General features: G+C 56.0%; 11 protein-coding genes. 4 read left to right on the top strand and 7 right to left on the bottom strand.

The genetic code is table 11. The features are described from left to right. Positions 1-45 precede the first annotated feature (45 nt). Together fmt and MTX78_RS15325 are read right to left on the bottom strand one after the other, a co-directional pair. Complete coding sequence (gene fmt, locus MTX78_RS15330; RefSeq protein WP_243796078.1) at positions 46-1,011, bottom strand: methionyl-tRNA formyltransferase; 966 nt, start codon at positions 1,009-1,011, stop codon at positions 46-48. A 246-nt stretch (positions 1,012-1,257) separates the two neighbouring features. Then, positions 1,258-2,496, bottom strand: a complete 1,239-nt coding sequence (locus tag MTX78_RS15325) for an exo-beta-N-acetylmuramidase NamZ family protein (protein WP_243796077.1) — start codon at positions 2,494-2,496, stop codon at positions 1,258-1,260. Between the two features lie 114 nt (positions 2,497-2,610). On the opposite strand from MTX78_RS15325, the gene MTX78_RS15320 reads away from it, so the two are divergent. Beyond that, complete coding sequence (locus tag MTX78_RS15320) at positions 2,611-3,756, top strand: ABC transporter permease (protein WP_243796076.1); 1,146 nt, start codon at positions 2,611-2,613, stop codon at positions 3,754-3,756. A gap of 102 nt (positions 3,757-3,858) precedes the next feature. Here MTX78_RS15320 and MTX78_RS15315 read toward each other — a convergent pair whose 3' ends face one another. Further along, the gene (locus MTX78_RS15315; RefSeq protein ID WP_243796075.1) at positions 3,859-4,545 is read right to left on the bottom strand and encodes a peptidoglycan DD-metalloendopeptidase family protein; all 687 of its coding nucleotides are present in this window, start codon (positions 4,543-4,545) and stop codon (positions 3,859-3,861) included. Between the two features lie 205 nt (positions 4,546-4,750). On the opposite strand from MTX78_RS15315, the gene MTX78_RS15310 reads away from it, so the two are divergent. Together MTX78_RS15310 and MTX78_RS15305 are read left to right on the top strand one after the other, a co-directional pair. After that, the gene (locus MTX78_RS15310) at positions 4,751-5,860 is read left to right on the top strand and encodes a ferredoxin--NADP reductase (protein ID WP_243796074.1); all 1,110 of its coding nucleotides are present in this window, start codon (positions 4,751-4,753) and stop codon (positions 5,858-5,860) included. 173 nt (positions 5,861-6,033) lie between these two features. Further along, complete coding sequence (locus tag MTX78_RS15305; protein WP_243796073.1) at positions 6,034-7,779, top strand: M3 family oligoendopeptidase; 1,746 nt, start codon at positions 6,034-6,036, stop codon at positions 7,777-7,779. Between the two features lie 836 nt (positions 7,780-8,615). Here MTX78_RS15305 and MTX78_RS15300 read toward each other — a convergent pair. After that, complete coding sequence (locus tag MTX78_RS15300) at positions 8,616-9,203, bottom strand: hypothetical protein (RefSeq protein ID WP_243796072.1); 588 nt, start codon at positions 9,201-9,203, stop codon at positions 8,616-8,618. A gap of 379 nt (positions 9,204-9,582) precedes the next feature. Here MTX78_RS15300 and thiL point away from each other — a divergent pair, with 379 nt between their 5' ends. Continuing rightward, positions 9,583-10,611 (top strand): thiamine-phosphate kinase, encoded by a 1,029-nt coding sequence (gene thiL / locus MTX78_RS15295; RefSeq protein ID WP_243796071.1) that lies wholly within the window; start codon positions 9,583-9,585, stop codon positions 10,609-10,611. A 102-nt stretch (positions 10,612-10,713) separates the two neighbouring features. Here thiL and MTX78_RS15290 read toward each other — a convergent pair whose 3' ends face one another. The 3 genes from MTX78_RS15290 to MTX78_RS15280 all read right to left on the bottom strand — a co-directional run bounded on the left by MTX78_RS15290 (position 10,714) and on the right by MTX78_RS15280 (position 17,195). Beyond that, entirely contained in the window at positions 10,714-11,088 is a 375-nt protein-coding gene (locus tag MTX78_RS15290) for a hypothetical protein (RefSeq protein WP_243796070.1), read from the bottom strand. 522 nt (positions 11,089-11,610) lie between these two features. After that, the gene (gene rlmD / locus MTX78_RS15285; protein WP_394805588.1) at positions 11,611-13,020 is read right to left on the bottom strand and encodes a 23S rRNA (uracil(1939)-C(5))-methyltransferase RlmD; all 1,410 of its coding nucleotides are present in this window, start codon (positions 13,018-13,020) and stop codon (positions 11,611-11,613) included. 197 nt (positions 13,021-13,217) lie between these two features. Beyond that, the gene (locus MTX78_RS15280; protein WP_243796069.1) at positions 13,218-17,195 is read right to left on the bottom strand and encodes a T9SS type B sorting domain-containing protein; all 3,978 of its coding nucleotides are present in this window, start codon (positions 17,193-17,195) and stop codon (positions 13,218-13,220) included. Positions 17,196-17,210 lie beyond the last annotated feature (15 nt).

Raw genomic sequence — 17,210 nt, 5'->3', positions numbered from 1 at the left:
CGCATGGCTGGTACAGGCAATCTAGATGAGACAAGAGAATAACTGCTAACCAGCAAACACAGCGGCGTTAATGCCACGCAGAAAATCAGCTATTGGCATTCGTTTCTTGCCTTCCAACTGCACATCCAGTAAGTCAAGCAAGCCGTTGGCTGTTTGCACGCGCAAGTAGGTGCGGCCATCGGTGTGCCAGGAGCCAACGTTGCCAGAGTCGGGGCCGCTGGCTTCCTCGTCGTCGAAGGGCTGGGCTTTGAAGACTTTGAGGGTGCGGTTGTCGGGAAGCTGCGTGAAGGCGGTTGGGATGGGAGAGAGGCCCCGGACCAAGTTGGCCAAGGTAGTAGCGGGCTGGGTGAAATCGAGGCGGCCCGTTTCCTTCTGAATTTTGGGGGCACTACGCAAGGTGGCGCTTTCCATCTGTGGCAAACTGGGCGCAGTGCCAGTAGCAATGGCTTGCACGGTGCGCAATGCAAGCGCGGCTCCCGTGGTTTTCAGCTTCTCATATAGCGTCCCGAAATCATCATCAGGCGTGATAGGCACCGCATCCTGAAAAATCAGGTCGCCGGTATCAATTTCGTGACGCAGGAAGAAAGAGGTGACGCCCGTTTTGGTTTCGCCGTGGATGAGTGCCCAGTTGATAGGCGCTGCTCCACGGTACTGCGGCAGCAAGGAAGCATGGATGTTGATAGAGCCGCGGGGCGGCATGTTCCATACCGCCTCCGGCAGCATCCGGAAAGCCACCACCACTTGCAAATCGGCTGCGTAGCTGCGTAGTTCATCCTGAAACTCCAGTGACTTCAAATTGGTGGGTTGCAATACGGGCAGCCCGTGTTTCACCGCCGCCTGCTTCACCGCCGACTCCGCCAACTGGCGCCCGCGCCCCGCTGGCTTGTCGGGGGCCGTCACGACGGCTACCACTTGGCATTCATCCCAACTTAGCAACGATTCCAGCGTGGGTACCGCAAACTCGGGAGTGCCCATGAAAACAATACGGAGAGGAGAAACAGGGTTGATCATAGAGAGAATTTGTAGAAAAGCAGCAGGTGGCCCGATATCTTCTTTGCCTGTAATGCCTGAAAGGCCGTGAACAAGCAAAATGTTGCCAACTGGCAGCGAATAGACTCTAGTACCCTCTGCACTGTGGTAAGGCAGCGCAGCCGATAACTTCGGATGAAATATGGCTCCGGATGCTATTAGGTCCTGAACTTGCTATTTGGTTACCCTTTGCTCGTTGAGAGTCAAGCGTCATCCTATTTGCAAGCCTTACTTGAAATCCGGATACAGCAGATACTTCTTCCGCATCACCTTGTACTGCCCCAGAGCCGGCTCCCACGACTGCCGAATCTCCGCTTCCGACTTGCCGGCTACAACTTGCTGACGTAGGCTGGAGGTACCGCTCAGCTGCTCGAAGTACTTGGTGAAGAACTTGTCTTTAGCGCTGCTTTGCTGATAGAAGTCTAGGAGGTATTTCAACGAGAACCCCAGGCTGTCAACAGACTTCAGATTAAGGCCGTAACAGGTCTTGCCGTTCTGAGGCGGCGTAGGCGAGCCAGCATTGGGCTTGGGCGTGAAGCTGAACGGGCGGCTAGTAGGCTGCGTAGGGGACCCAATTACCTCGAACGGCGTGCCAGTACCCCGGCCCACGCTCACATCAGTGCCCTCAAACAAGCACACAGTGGGATACAGCACCACAGAATGCGGATTTGGGAGGTTGGGCGACGGCGCAACGGGCACTGGGTAGCGGGTGCTGTGCGTATAGCCAGCTACGGGTACCACAGTCAGGCGACATTGCTTGCCGCCGGCCAGCCATTTCTCGCCGTTGATCATTTGCGCCAGCTCCCCAACCGTCAGGCCGTGCACCACCGGAATGGGGTGCATACCCACAAATGACTTGTGGGCGGGTTCCATCACGGGTCCGTCTACGTACCAGCCATTGGGGTTAGGCCGGTCAAGCACTATGACTTCCTTGTTTTGCTCGGCGGCCGCTTCCATCACGTAGTGCATCGTGCTGATGTAGGTGTAGAAGCGCGTGCCCACATCTTGAATATCGAAAATCAGCACATCCACGTCCGCCAACATGGCAGGGGTAGGCTTTTTAGTGGCGCCGTATAAGGAGCGCACGGGCAAGCCGCTACGATTGTCTTTATCATTTTTAATTAGAGCACCATCCGCTGCTTCGCCCCGAAAGCCATGTTCGGGCCCAAAAATCACCTTCACGGGGGCCCCGAGTGCCAGTAGCGTATCCACCAAAAAAGCCTGCCCTACGCGCGCCGTTTGGTTGATTACCAAGCCTACCCGCTTGCCTTTGAGCTGGGGAATGTAACGCTCAAACTGCTCAGCACCAACGCGCAAGGTGGCAGGTGCAGGCGGGGCGTCCGTTATTATTTGTGGGGCCGAAGAGACAACGGCTGTGGGTGGAACCGCGGTGGCAGCTGGCGCTTTCGAGCAGTCCGACAGCAGCAGGGGCACACTCAGCAAGAAGGTGAAGTTGGGTAGGGGCATCAGGAAACGAAGCTAGGAAACTGGCCGTAGACCTGTAGCTTTACGGCAGTGAATGTCTCGCGGTACATATCTCACAAGATTGACGGAGCCGACTCGGGGTCTTTTACTTCGTCGGTGACAAAGATAGCCATCATCAGCATTGCCCTCGGGCTGGCGGTGATGATCGTGTCCTTTTCCATCCTTGAAGGCTTCCGCAACGAGATACAAAGCAAAATCTTCTCGTTTGGGGCTCACCTCACGGTTAGTAAGTACGACACCAACAACTCCATCGAGATTGAGCCCATTAGCGGGCCCGCGCTGGTGCAAGACCTGAACCGGTTTCCCCAGGTGAAGTCGGCCCAGCCGTTTGCTCGCAAGACGGCCATTATCAAAACCCAGGACGAAGTGCTGGGAGTGGTGCTCAAGGGTATTTCGGAAGTGGGCAGCCGCTCCCCGATGCGCCAGAACTTGGTGGCGGGCAACTTCATCAACTTCCCCGATTCGGCCTCCAATGACGTGTTGCTTTCGCGAAAGGTGGCCGACAAGCTACGGCTTAAGGTAGGAGACCGGGTCTTGTTTTATTTCATCCAAAACCCGCCCCGAGTTCGGCCATTCCGGGTCAGCGGCATCTACCAAACGGGCCTCGACGAGTTCGACGAGGTATACGTTATAGGGGATTTGCGACAAATTCGGGAGTTGAATGCCTGGCCCGACTCACTGGTGGGTGGGGTGGAAGTGGTACTCAAAGATTTCAACCGCCTCGACCCGGTGGCGGAGGATATGTACGAGAATCTGCGCTACGACCTTAAGCTCGACAAGATTACCGACCAGTACGCCCAGCTTTTCGATTGGCTGCAACTGCTTAACCGCAACGTGGTTATCTTCCTGCTGCTGATCATTTTCGTGGCCACGTTCAACATGGTTGCTACCATTTTCATCATGATTTTGGAGCGCACCAACATGATTGGTATCCTGAAAGCCGTGGGGGCCACCGACCGACAAATCCGAAGTATGTTCTTCTATCGAGGCTTGAGCTTAACGGTGCGCGGCATGTTGTTCGGCAACCTGGTGGGGTTGGGCTTCTGCGCCTTGCAGTACTACACCCACCTCATCCCCCTCGACCCCGAGAACTACTACATGGACCGGGTGCCCGTTTTCTGGGACCCTGCCATCATTGTGCTGCTCAACGTGGCCACCTTCGCCACTTCTTTGCTGGCCGTCCTGATTCCAACCTACCTCATTTCGCGCATTAAGCCGGTGGCTGCCATCAAGTTCGACTAAGGCACCAGCTACCAAAACCAAGAACGGGGTACCAATGCAAGTGTGGCATTGGTACCCCGTTCTTGGTTTACCTGCAAGGCGTCCTGCTTTGGGTAGCAGAACTTATAGGCAGCGGCTTTGCAGAATCAAATTTGGGTTAGGGCAGAGTGCGGCCCACTTCTCTTGCTCAGCGGGCAACACGACGCCGGGGAAGTCGCCGGTGAGGCCTAGCATATCGGCAATAACCTGGAAATGCAGGTGGGGCGGCCAGTCGCCGTTTTCGGGAGCGGGCCCTACTTCCGTGAAGATCGTGCCCTTCTCGATGACCATACCGGGACGTAGCAGAGCAGTTTCGCGACGAGTGAGGTGGCCGTAGAGCGTGTAAAAGGTTTCGCTTTCTAATTCGTGCTCTAAAATGACGGTGGGACCATAGTCGCCGAAATTATCGTTGTCCTGTACACTATGCACAAGGGCATCGAGCGGGGCCATAACGGGCGTGCCAGCGCGCAGCCATACATCTACGCCCATGTGGAGGGAGCGGGCTGGTACGGCCGGGTCGCCGAACAAACCGGGGCTACGGCGGTAGATAACGCGGTTTTCTAGGTAGCCGCCTACGCCAATATGGGCCTCTTGCTCGGCTAGAAGCTGCGCTACCAAAGCCTCAAAGGCTGCTGTATCACGCAGATCGGCATTGCGGACTAGTGGGTTGTTGGCGGTGAAATCGAGTCGAGCTACGTCGGGGGCGTTCAGGTCGACGGGTAAGATAGCGTGAAACTCGTGTTGGTGGCGCTCCAGAAGTTCGGCGAGCATATACAGCTGAAATGAGAGTGTGCGAATGAGCTAAACGGGTGAAGCCAAGAGCCACTGCATACGAACGCAGGGGCAGAGAGGCTGCCGCAAGCTAAGGCATACGCTATAGAATCCCGTAATTTGCAACTCGTGCAAACCCTTCGGGGTAAGGCACAGTTATCAACCTACTTTCCCAGTTACAAGACTCGCAGTCCTTCCGCCCCCAATGAGCACACCGTACCTTTCACTGAACGTCGTCGAAATCACCAAGGAAACTGATGATGCTGTTACCCTTCACCTCGAACACCCCAACCGCCAGCCACTAGCTAGTAAGGCGGGGCAGTTTTTGACTTTGATTCTGCCTTGCGGTCCTGGTGGTAAAAAAGAACGTCGGGCGTATTCGCTCAGCAGCACGCCGAGCGAAGCCCCTCGTTTGTCGGTGACGGTGAAACGGGTAACGGGCGGGCTTGTCAGCAACTATCTGCTCGACACGGTACGCGTGGGCCAGCAACTGGAGGTAATGGCGCCGCTTGGCAATTTTGTGCTGGAAACCAATCCGAGGTCGGCCCGCTCGTTGGTGCTGGTAGGCGCCGGTTCGGGCATCACCCCGCTGATGAGCATGCTGAAAGCCGTGTTGCGTGAGGAGCCACAGAGCCAGGTACTACTCGTGTATGGCAACCGCAACGAGCAATCGGTTATTTTCCGGGAGCAGTTGCGGCGGCTGGAAAGCCAGTATGCGAGCCGCTTACAGGTCGAGCACGTGTACAGCCAGCCTACGGGCCCAACAGCAGCTCACCAGCACGTTGGCCGCTTGAACCGCACCACGCTGCTGCGTATTTTAGAGCAGCGCCATCAGTTTCCGGCCGCGCAGGCCGAGTATTTCCTCTGCGGCCCCGAAGGCATGATGGTGGAAGCGAAAGCCGCGCTGGACCTGCTAGGCGTACCCGACAGCCGCGTCCGCCGCGAAAGTTTCGTGGCCGCTGCCGAAACCCAGGAAACAGCCGCCGCGCAGCTCAACGGCCACGGCGACGTATCAGTGGATGAGGACGACGGCCAGATAAAAACCCGCACCGTGACTGTCAACTATGAAGGCTCGGAATACCAGTTTGAAGTAACGCCCGCCCAAACCATATTGGAGGCCGCCCTCGATCAGGATATCGACTTGCCGTATTCCTGCCAAGCGGGTCTCTGCACGGCATGCCGAGGCAAATGCCTCACGGGCAAGGTGCACCTCGACGAGCGGGAGGGCCTCTCCGATTCGGAAATGAAACAAGGGTATGTGCTGGTATGTGTAGCCCATCCGCTCACCAGCGATGTTACAATTGAAATAGACTAGTCCTTTGATGCGCTGCTTGGTTGAGCTTCTAAGGTGCGTACGCTTTTTAGCTTTTATTTGCTGACTCACCCGATGGCACTTGGTGTAGCGAGCACCGGTCCTAGGTATCATCGGCAATTTCTTGGACCACCCCGTGCTACTTCATCGGGCGTTTTCTCGTAACTTATTTACTTATGACTACTACTTCCGCTGAATTTGCTGTTGCCTCGGCCACCGATACCCAACGTCCGCCGCGGCATTACTTGCCCGAGGACTTCCACGTAACCAACTGGGCTGCTCTTGAACCCTTCTTTGTGGAGTTGCGCGACCGGACCATTACGTCCGGTGCAGAACTGGAACGCTGGCTGCTCGACCGCTCAGAGCTGGAAGCGGCCCTAAGTGAAGACTTGGCGTGGCGCTATATTCGCATGACCTGCGACACCCAGGACGAGCAACGCGCCACTGCTTTCCAATTTTTTGTGAGCGAGATTGAGCCCAACGTGGCTCCTCACGACCACGCCCTGAACGAGAAGATGATGAGTTCGGATTTTCTGCCCGAACTCGACCCGCGCAAATACCGCGTGTTTTTGCGCTCGGTGCGTCAGGCCTTGGAAATCTATCGAGTGGAAAATATTCCGCTGAAAACGGAAATAAGCACCAAGCAGCAGCAGTACGCCGCCATTGCGGGGGCCATGACGGTAACGCTCGACGGCGAGGAAATGACGCTGCCTCGCGCGGCCGACCGCCTCAAAAGCCCCGACCGCGCCCTGCGCGAGGAAGCCTACCGCTCTATTCAGGCCCGCCGCCTGCGCGATGCCAAGCCACTGGACACACTGTTCACTGAACTCGTGACTCTGCGCCACCGGGTAGCGCTGAATGCGGGCTTCAGCAACTTCCGCGACTACATGTTTGCCGCGTTGGGCCGCTTTGATTACACACCCCAAGACTGCTTTGCTTTCCATAAAGCTATCCGCGAAACCGTAGTGCCGCTGATTGATGACTTGGACTTGGAGCGTCGGCAAAACCTAGGGCTGCCGGAACTGCGCCCCTGGGACCTAGACGTGGACGTGTCGGGTAAGTCGCCGCTGCGGCCCTTCGATACCGGAGAGGAGCTACTGGAAAAGACTATCACCGTCTTCCAGAACCTTGACCCGTACCTCGGCGACTGTTTGCGCACCATGCGCCATATGGGCCAGCTGGATTTGGAGTCGCGCAAGGGTAAAGCGCCGGGCGGCTACAATTATCCGCTGGACGAAACGGGGGTGCCGTTCATTTTCATGAATGCTACCAGCTCCTTGCGCGACGTGGTAACTATGCTGCACGAAGGTGGCCACGCCGTCCATTCCTTCCTGACCCGTAACCTGCCCTTGGGCGCCGACAAGCACCCACCGTCCGAGGTGGCAGAGTTGGCCTCTATGAGCATGGAACTGATGAGCATGGACCATTGGGGCGTGTTCTTCACCGACCCCGAAGACTTGCGCCGCGCCAAAAAGACCCACTTGGAAAGTGTACTCGAAACCTTTCCGTGGGTGGCTACCATCGACAAATTTCAGCACTGGATCTACGAAAACCCGCAGCACACCGAAGACGAACGTCACCAGTGCTGGACGGCCATTTTTGATGAGTTCAACCAGCGCACCGTGAGTTGGAAAGGGCTGGAAGGCTTCAAGCCGTACTTGTGGCAAAAGCAGCTGCACCTCTACGAAGTGCCGTTCTACTACATCGAGTACGCTATGGCCCAGTTGGGGGCTATTGCCGTGTGGCGCAACTACCGGCAAAACCCGCAGCAAGGTCTTGAAGCCTATAAGCGGGCATTGGCTTTGGGCTACACTGCTCCTATTGGCGAGATATACGCGGCCGCAGGCATCCGCTTCGACTTCAGCACCGACTACCTGCGTACTCTCGCTGATTTCGTGCGCGAGGAAATGGCGAAGCTGTAACAGGTATTGCCTGAAATACTAAAAATAGACGGCCCCAGCAGTATCAACTGCTGGGGCCGTCTATTTTATAGATAACTATTAGTAAGTAACTATAAGCGAGTAAGTATAATTAGAGGCCGGAAGGCGTTGTTTCTAGCCCGCGGATACATAAGATTTCGGCGTTCTTCCAACTATAAACTTGCTGGGTAGCAAGCGGCTTGTATTCTATTTTCACTCGTTGCGGAGCGTTTTCTAGTGTTTGGGCTTTAAAACTTTCCCACACAGGTCCTGATGGCCTGAGTTCAGTTCCACTATCTTCCAAGACAAGCAAGGTTGGATGGGAAGGGCAATCCAGTACGTAGCAGGTAGGATACTTTATAGTGGCTGCAATGCTGCAGTTATCGGGTCGGGGCTCTGTACACTCTATGGTGCAGGCCGTAGTTAAGATAGACCCTGCTAGCGGGGCAAAGCGCCAATAGTAAAGTAGTGACATAGGTAACCCATGGTTAAGTATACTAGGAGGAGTCTGCCTTGCGAGAATAGGTTGCAAGCTTGTTCCGATGGAATAGTGAATAGTGGGCGTAAAAAAAGCGGCCGGAAAACTCCGGTCGCCTTTCCACAACCAACTCAACCAGTAACCAGCAACACCAGGGGTTGCTGGCACTAAAAAGAAGAGCTTCCGACCGACATATCGGTTGCACGCTACTAACAAGTTTTTTTCTTAGCGCTGACAGACAGTGATTTAAAATGCTAAACCCAACTCAACCGGCAGGTGAGTTGGGTTTTGATCTGTTAGCAACACCCAAAGCAGGCCATGCCAAGCATTACCTAAGGCTGGCCTCTGAAGGGTTGGCTCCCTAATTGGTTAGCTCAAATAGTGGCAGCGGAGCAAGCTGCTTGTATTTGCCGCCTAAGCTTTGCAGTTCAGCTTGGTGAAGCTGGATGTAATTGTTGAATTTCTTGGCGGCCTGGTCGTACTGCACGCGTTGGCCTACCACTTGCCCGTCATACTCCCCAATCGTGTTCAGCGTGTTAAGGACAGTGGAGCTGACAGCCGTACCGTTGGAACCTGAAGTTATGTTGCGCAACACGCCAAGCAGCGAATCCTGCGCCGCATCATAGCGGTCTATTTGGCTGGATTGCATGGTGAGCTGTCGGTAGCGTAACTCCTTCAGGCGGTTGTTGACCTGGGTCAATTGCTGCAACTGCTGTTTGTCGGCGGCTGGGGAGCGTTCCAACTCATTCAGCATTTGGCTGGTAGCCGTGATTTTTGCGTCGTCGCTGGCTATCATGGCATTCCAGCGCACATTCACTGAATCACGCAGCACTTCCAGTTGCTGTTTGGCGGCGGTGGCCGAGGCCGGGTCTAATGCTTTAGGGGTTCGATTGCAAGCCGCTACCATAGCAAATAAGAGTAGGGCCAGCCAGATAGGTTGTTTGGACACGAATTTCACAGATAAAATCAGCAAGAAATGAAGAAGTAGAACAGGTGAGGAACTGCTTGAAAACAAGGTCAGCCTTGTATAGAAGCTACATCATTGATGATCTGTTTTCAGCCCCCTAATCTGCGCAACAACGCAAAGGAGCGGCAAGATAGTGCCCCGTACATATGTCCGATGCTGAAGGTACTCGTGAAACCATGCGGAAAAGAGCACGTTGTGGCTATTTGGAGCGAGTAGAAAGCCGCTGCGCCTTCAAACCCGTTAAAGCCAGCTACCCCTATCCCAGGCGTGTGTACCTTTGCGGCCCGCTTGCCCCAGCCGAACCCACTACCCAGCTAGGCGGAGTAGCGGCATTAATTCAACTAGTGCAACCAGTGATTTTATGAGCGACGTCACGCCTCTTGATACCGTAGGAGAATTCGGCCTTATCCGCCGCATTCAGCAGACCATCACGCTACGCCAGCCTAGTACCAAGCTCGGTATTGGCGACGATGCTGCCATCCTGACGCCGCTAGCCGGCCACGATATGGTAATTAGCACCGACATGCTGGTGGAGGGAGTACACTTCGACCTGACCTTCTGCCCGCTTAAGCACCTAGGCTACAAAGCCGTTGCCGTCAACGTGTCGGATATGGCCGCCATGAACGCCATTCCCACCCAGATTGTGGTGGCGCTGAGCATTGGCGCCCGCTTTTCAGTGGAAGCCGTGGAAGAACTGTACGAAGGGATGCGCCTGGCCTGCGAGGCCTACGACGTAGACCTAGTAGGCGGCGACACCACCGGCAGCCGCGGCGGCCTCACCATCAGCATCACGGCCCTGGGACAGGTGGCAGCCGGCAAAGCAGTGCGCCGCGGTGGTGCCGGCCCCAACGATTTGCTATGCGTAACCGGCGACCTAGGTGGCGCCTACCTTGGCCTACAAGTATTAGAACGCGAGAAGCAAGCATGGCAAGCCGACCCCGAAACCCAGCCGGAACTCGGCAAGTATCCTTACGTGCTTCAGCGCCAACTGCGCCCGGAAGCCCGCATGGACGTTATCCATGAACTGCGCGAGATAGGCGTAGTTCCTACCAGCATGATTGATATTTCCGACGGATTGGCCTCAGAAGTGCTGCACCTCTGCCAAGCCAGCGGCACAGGCGCCCGCGTTTTCTCGGAAAACCTGCCCATTGCCAACCCCACCCTGGAAGTAGCCGAAGAGTTCAACCTCGACCCCATCATGTGCATGCTCAACGGCGGGGAAGACTACGAATTACTCTTCACTGTTCCGCTTGCTGCCCATCAGCTCATCAAAAACCACCCCGATATTACCATCATCGGCCACATGGTAGAGAAGAGCGAAGGCACTAACCTCATCACCAAATCCGGCCAGCCGGTTCCGTTACGGGCACAAGGCTTCAACCACTTTTAAACTGAAGGCGTAAACGCTTCGCTTCAACGAGTACAACAGAAAAGGCCATCTGCTCGCAGGTGGCCTTTTCTGTTGTACTCGTTGAAGCGAAGCGTTTACGGTTTAATCTTCTGGGTAGGGGATGTACACGAAATTGGTGAACTCCTTGTCCAGCACGAACAGGCAGCAATACTCGTCAGCGTCTTTGTAGGTAGATTGGAAAGCCTCAATGCCCTCTGTACTCACAATGCCTTGCTGTACGAACAGCTCTAAAAACGAGGCAAAGACATGCCATTCTAGGTTCAACTCGTCGGCATTTACAAGGAGGCTGCCAAGGGGTACTTCCTGGCGGGCAAAAACGAAAATGGGATATTTGGAAATGTCCATCTTTCGCACTTGCGAAGAGGCTTCCAGCAGCGTATCAGAAACGGTAGCGAAATCCTTGGTGATAGTACCGAGGTATTTACCGTTCAGTTCGGGGTCGTTGGCGTAGTCCATTAAGTCGTTTTGCTAGTTATTGATGAACGAGTAACTGCTAACAGCAACTTGAAATTAGCTGCTATAAAACAGATGCCTAAGATTCCGGATAGGTCCTGTGGCAGTCCCCGCCACAGAATTCTAAAAAGAAATTGCAATACCAGGCCTAGGAAGCAAAAGAGAAGGTACTGCAAGACAGGGTTCTTTCGCGGATTTAGAAATGTTCCAGCGCTTCCTATGATGAGCAGAACAACTATCAACTGGATTGAAAAAGGCTGTAACGCGCTCAAACTTTGGTTGACATTTTTACCGCTTTGCACATCACGGTAAGCTAGCTCCTGTCGTTGCTGCACTGCTGGTAGACTGCCTAATTGAAAATCTGATTCACCTAGGGGAGAATAGTAATGCACTTGCAGACTAGGGCTGGCCTTGATAAAATCACTCGGTTCGTGAAACTCTGGATCGTATTGGATGCCAATAAAAAGGCATCCAATAAGGCCGAGTAAGAAGAGGATTAAATAGGGCCAACGATGGATCATGTTTTTACCGCAATTCCAGCGCCACCACATTCTCCACGTGATGAGTGTGGGGGAACATATCCACTGGCTGCACGCGGGTTACTTTGTACGCTTCGTCGAGTAGCTCTAGGTCGCGGGCTTGAGTGCCGGGGTTGCAGCTGACGTATACGATGCGGGGGGCGCGCATTTCCAGTAGGCGGCGTACTACATCTTCGTGCATGCCGGCGCGGGGTGGGTCGGTGATGACCACATCAGGGCGGCCGTGCTTGGCAATGAAGTCGGCGCTGAGCACGTCTTTCATGTCGCCGGCGAAAAACTCGGTGTTGGTGGTGCCGTTGATTTCCGAGTTGACGTGCGCATCGGCTACGGCTTGCTCCACGTATTCAACCCCGATAACGTGCCGGGCCTGGCGAGCTACGAAATTGGCGATGGTGCCCGCGCCGGTATAGAGGTCATACACCAGTTCGTCGCCGGTAAGCTGGGCGAAGTCGCGGGCTACTTTGTAGAGGTTGTACGCGCCTTCAGAATTGGTTTGGTAGAACGACTTCGGGCCAACGCGGAAACGCAGACCTTCCATCTCCTCGTGAATGTAGGGTTCGCCTTTGTAGCAGACCACCTCCAGGTCGTGGAAAGTTTCGTTGCCTTTGTTGTTGAGGACGTAGTTGAGGGAGGTGATTTGCGGGAACCGCTCGTGGATATAATCGAGCAGCGGCATCAGGGCATCGTGGGCGTAATAGCACTGCAAAATCACCATTAGGTCGCCGGAATTGGCCGTCCGGATGATGAGGTTGCGCAGGAAGCCTTGCTGCGTCACGAGGTTGTTGAAGGGCAGGTCATGCTCGCGGGCGTAGTCACGGATGGCCAGCCGAATCTGGTTGCTCGGGTCGGGTTGGAGCCAGCAATGGTTGACGTCCAAGATCTTGTCGAAGCGGGCAGGGGTATGGAAGCCCAGCACGCGCCGCTCGTAGTTTTCGCCGGAGCTGATTTGCTCGTTGGTAAGCCAGCCGTTGTGGCTGAACGTGTATTCCAGCTTGTTGCGGTAGTATGTCTGGTCGGGCGAGGGAAGGATGGGCTGAATCTCGGGCAGCGCCACTTTGCCGATGCGCTGGAGCGTGTCCGTCACCTGCTGGTGCTTGAACTGCAACTGCGTTTCGTAGCCTAGATGCTGCCACTTGCAGCCTCCACAGGTGCCGAAATGCTCGCAAAACGGCTGCACGCGCAACTCCGAGTACTTATGGAAACGGGTTGGTACGGCTTCCAGGTAGTTCTTCCGCGACTTGCTGATGCGCAAATCCACGACGTCGCCGGGCGCTACGTGGGTCACGAAAATGACAAGGTTGTTGACGCGCACCAGGCATTTGCCCTCGGCTACCATGTCCTGAATTTCAACTTCGCGCAAGTCTTGCGGCGGGATGTTTTTAGCGGCTTTATTCACCTGGCAAAAGTAATCACGGATTCAGCCGGATTGCTCGGATTTCACGGATTTTGTAGCCGATGCCTTCTCAACTGCCATCAGGCTCAGATCTGATTTGTGTTTCTGAAACGCAAAGAGGCTTGCCACGGGCAAGCCTCTTTGCGCTTTACTCGGTTGAGAAATCCGTGCAGTCCGAATAATTCAGCTAACCCGTGGTTCTACTTTACCACCTCGAACCAGCCCTTGTACAATCGTCCACCGGCTAATTGGAGTTGGTAATAGTACACGCCGGCAGGGGAGTTGACGCCGTCAAACGTGTTGTTGTAGTTGCTGGTCTTGTACACTTCCTTGCCCCACCGGTTGAAGACGGTGAAGGTGTTGCCGCTATACAGCTCCACGTTCTTGATGATGAACTGGTCGTTTAGGCCATCCCCGTTTGGCGTCACGATGTTATAGAACACTAAATCGTTGGCAAACTCCACGCATGCCAGGTTCGAGAGCGAGACAGGCGCGGTAGACTGTGTGGCATCAACGGTGCGGATGCGGAAGCACTGATTGAACCCAGCGGCACCCACCGGCAACAGTAGGCTATAGGTAGGAGCTCCGGTAGCGGGCACGGTTTGCAACAGTTCCTCGGTGGCGCCGCCGTTCACCTGGCGGTAGATGCTGTAGCTGCCCACCGGCCGGCCTTGGTACGCATTCCAGGTGAGCTGCACCTTGCCTTGGTCGCGGCCGGCTTGGCCCTCGGTGGCGGTGGCTTGCAGGCGAATAGTGGTATGCTGCGTGCTGCTCAGGACGGTGCCACAGGCGTTGGTCAGGTTCACTTGGTACTCGTAAGCAGCAGCGTCGGCATCAACTCCTGTATCGGTGAAGGTGGTGGCCGTGTTGGCCGCCGTGCCAACCGCGGTGAAAGCCCCCGTACTGCCCAACACCCGGCGCGTGACACTCACACTGTTGCTGTTGCCGGTGTTGCTGGGAACGTTGAGGGCAAGAGCAATTCGCGTATCGCTCTGTGGATCAACGGAAGCTAGCGTCAGGTTAATACTAGCATTGTCGGGCCGCACGGTGAACACAGCGGTACATCCGGTGCTGCTGGTTTCGTTTGCTTGGATGGTAGCGGGCGTAGTACCCGCCGCGAAATCAACCACTATCGTAGCCGAGTTCTGGCCACTAACAATGGTTCCACCTGTTACAGCCCATTGGTATACCCCGCCTGTTGTTCCGTTGGCGATGGTGTAGCGGAGGCCGGTTCGGGCTTCGGGGCAGTAGCTAGCTGGGCCGGTAATAGCCAATGTGGGCACTACCGTAAGGATTTTTGTGTAAACCGGGCCCGAGCAAAGGCTGGCATTGCTTTCACGCGCCGTGATAGTGTAAGTGCTCGGTACAGATGTCGAAATGAGTAGGGTGTTTGTGACGCTTGCTTGGGGTACTCCATTTACCGTCCAGGCATAGGTAGAGCCTGCACTGCCTGGCAACGTGAAGTTGACGCTAGACTGTGGAGCAGCACAAACGCGGCTAGGGCCGCTGATAGCCAAGTTGGCTGCTGGGGAAGGCCGCACGGTTACATACAGCGTATCGCTCTGACCCAGGCAGCGTCCACCACTCGGGTTGCTGGATTCCGTTACCACGAGCTTGGCAATGCCAGCACGCGTGAAAGTCACCTGCACCGTGTTCTGGTTGGTGCTTACCTGCGTGCCGCCTACTATCTGCCAACCGTAGGTGGAACCGGCGGTGAGTGGTGTTTGGTACGTGAACGGGCCATCGGCCAAGCACACGCTCAACGGGCCCGTTGGCCGTTGGGTGAAGAGTTCCGGGTTGACGCGGACTGGGAACGTAATGGTGTCAGAAGAGCAGCCAAAGCTATTTAACCGGAAGGCCTTGACGCTGGCCGTAGTAGAAGCCGCACCCCAGTTCACGGTAATGGCCGCCGTGCCTTGGCCAGTTGCCAGCGTGCCACCCGTCACAATCCACTGATAGTCGCCTGCCTGCGCATTACGAATGGAGTAGGCCACGCCCTGCACCGTAGGGCACACCGAAGCAGAACCTTGAATACTATCGAGCGAAGGGCGTGGGTTTACAGTGATGCGTACCGTGTCGTAGGCTACGCAGCTTTGGGCCGTGGTAGCCGTTACGATGTAGGTCAACGTCTGCGGCATAGTGCCCGTAGAAACTGTGACGGAAGGCTGGGCGGCCGTGGCGTTGCTCAGCCCAGTGGCAGGGCTCCACTGGTAGGTGTACCCCGGAAGGGCCGCAGTACCCAAGGTGGTGGCTTCTCCCGAGCAAACTGTGGCATTGGCTCCGGCGTCGGCTACGGCTTGCGGGTTCACCGTCACGGTCACTGACTGCGAAGAGGTGCAGGTGCCATCTGTAGAGGTAACCGTATACGTGACAGTGGCAGAAGGCGTGACGATGATGGTAGACCCCGTGAATGTTTGCCCCGTGCTGCTAGTCCAGGTGTAGGTGGTGCCGCCCGAGGCCCGAAGCGTGGCCGAAGCGCCCTGGCAGATGGAGGCAGCAGTCGGCGTTACAGTCAGGGCGCTAGCAGGCCGTACATCTATCGTGCGCGACACCGAGTCGGTGGGGCAGTTCTGCGTCGAGATACCGCGCACCGTTATGCGGCCTGCGCCGGTGCCGTTCCAGAGCACTTGCACCGTGCTGCCCGTGTTAGGGCCTTGAATGACGCCGCCTTGCACAGTCCAGAGGTAGGAGTTAGCCGTAGGACCTGTCGCTGCATAAGGTCGCGGGGTGGTTCGGTCACAGATAACGCCTTCGCCAGTGATGCCAGTCGGGCCAGCCGCTTTCGTCACTATAATCTGAAACACTTCGGCCACTGTTTTGGCGCCGCAGGTTGCGTCAGTAGCCGTGACTACCACATCGTATGGCGTGTTGCGGGCGTTGCCGCACTGGCTATTGAACACAAACTGGCCGTTGACACTGCCGTTGGCGCCTTGCACGGTGGCACTACCCGTAGGAGCACCCGGCAACACCGTGCCTTGGCTGCCGCCAAAGGTGGCATTGAAGGGCCCCGTCCCGTCGAGCAGCACACTATTGGCCCGTATACGAAGCGGATTGCCATCGGGGTCGGTGGCCGCTAGGTTGAAGCTAAGGGATTGGCCTTCCTGAATAGTGAACGTACGCGTCGCTACGGTGGCGGGCGTAAACTGCGGCGAGTTGTTGGGTTGACAGGTGCGCGAAACCAGCTGAATCTCGCGGCGGGTAGAGCCAATAAGCACCTCGTTGCCATTGATGGTTCGGTACTCTTTCACTTCCACTGCCACCACAAAGCGCCCTACCCTGGACGTGGCATAGCGACTGATGCCAGTGCTGGCATTCAGGAACGCATAGTTGCCGGGGCCCGTCCCGAAGGGGGTGGAAGCAGAATAGCCCTGCGCATACGTGACGCTTGGCGGCGGTGGAGTAAAGGTCGGGGTGGTTCCTTGGAGGCTGTTGTAGGGAGTGCTAAACGAATAGATTAGTCGGTCGCCGTCAGGGTCTACTGCGTTGTTGACTAGGATGCTGGTATCGCCCTGGCAGATAACCACCACGGCCGTATCCGAGAAGGTAGGCGACGAGTTGGGCAGTAGCGGTGGCGCCATATCCACGTACATGGTCTGGTTCTGGCCGCTTGGGTTGCTTAAGTTGTCGATGTTGAAATTGCGCGTGCCATCCGTATACACAGCGTAATAGCCAATCAAAGACACGGGCAGGTTCACAATGGCCTCATAGCGGGCCAAGCGTACCGACGGTATCGAGCCGGGCGGAATACTACAGCCGCCCGGCAGCGGAGGCGTAATGCTGGGGTTGGACATGCGCGGCAGACGAAACGTGCCGGCTGGTTGCACATCAGACTGCGGCGGCCCCCCACAAACCATCTGCGCGCACGAGAAGCTGTTGGATCCCTCCGAGCTAACGATACGCTGACCCGTGGTCTTGTTGTATAAGTTCAGAAAGATATTGCAGCGCCCGTCAGGCACACTCGAAACCGTTTGGGACGGTATGCCAGGCACGGCGCATTCCGAATTCAAGTAGATAAATACCGTAATGCGGTAGCGAAACTGGTTGCCAGTCGGGCCGTTGGCGTCGAGATATTGATACGTCATCTCGCCTCCCAATAAGTGAGAAGCCACCACCGAACCTGGGCGTAGCCCCGTTAGTAAGAGTAGCAGGAGTAAGGCGCGGAGTACAGTTTGGCGCATAGACTGAATGTTCGG

Origin of the sequence: Hymenobacter tibetensis, assembly GCF_022827545.1 — a bacterium.
GTDB classification, from domain to species: domain Bacteria; phylum Bacteroidota; class Bacteroidia; order Cytophagales; family Hymenobacteraceae; genus Hymenobacter; species Hymenobacter tibetensis.
Note: the sequence above shows the minus strand (reverse complement) of the source record. Positions and strands in the feature narration are given on the sequence as shown.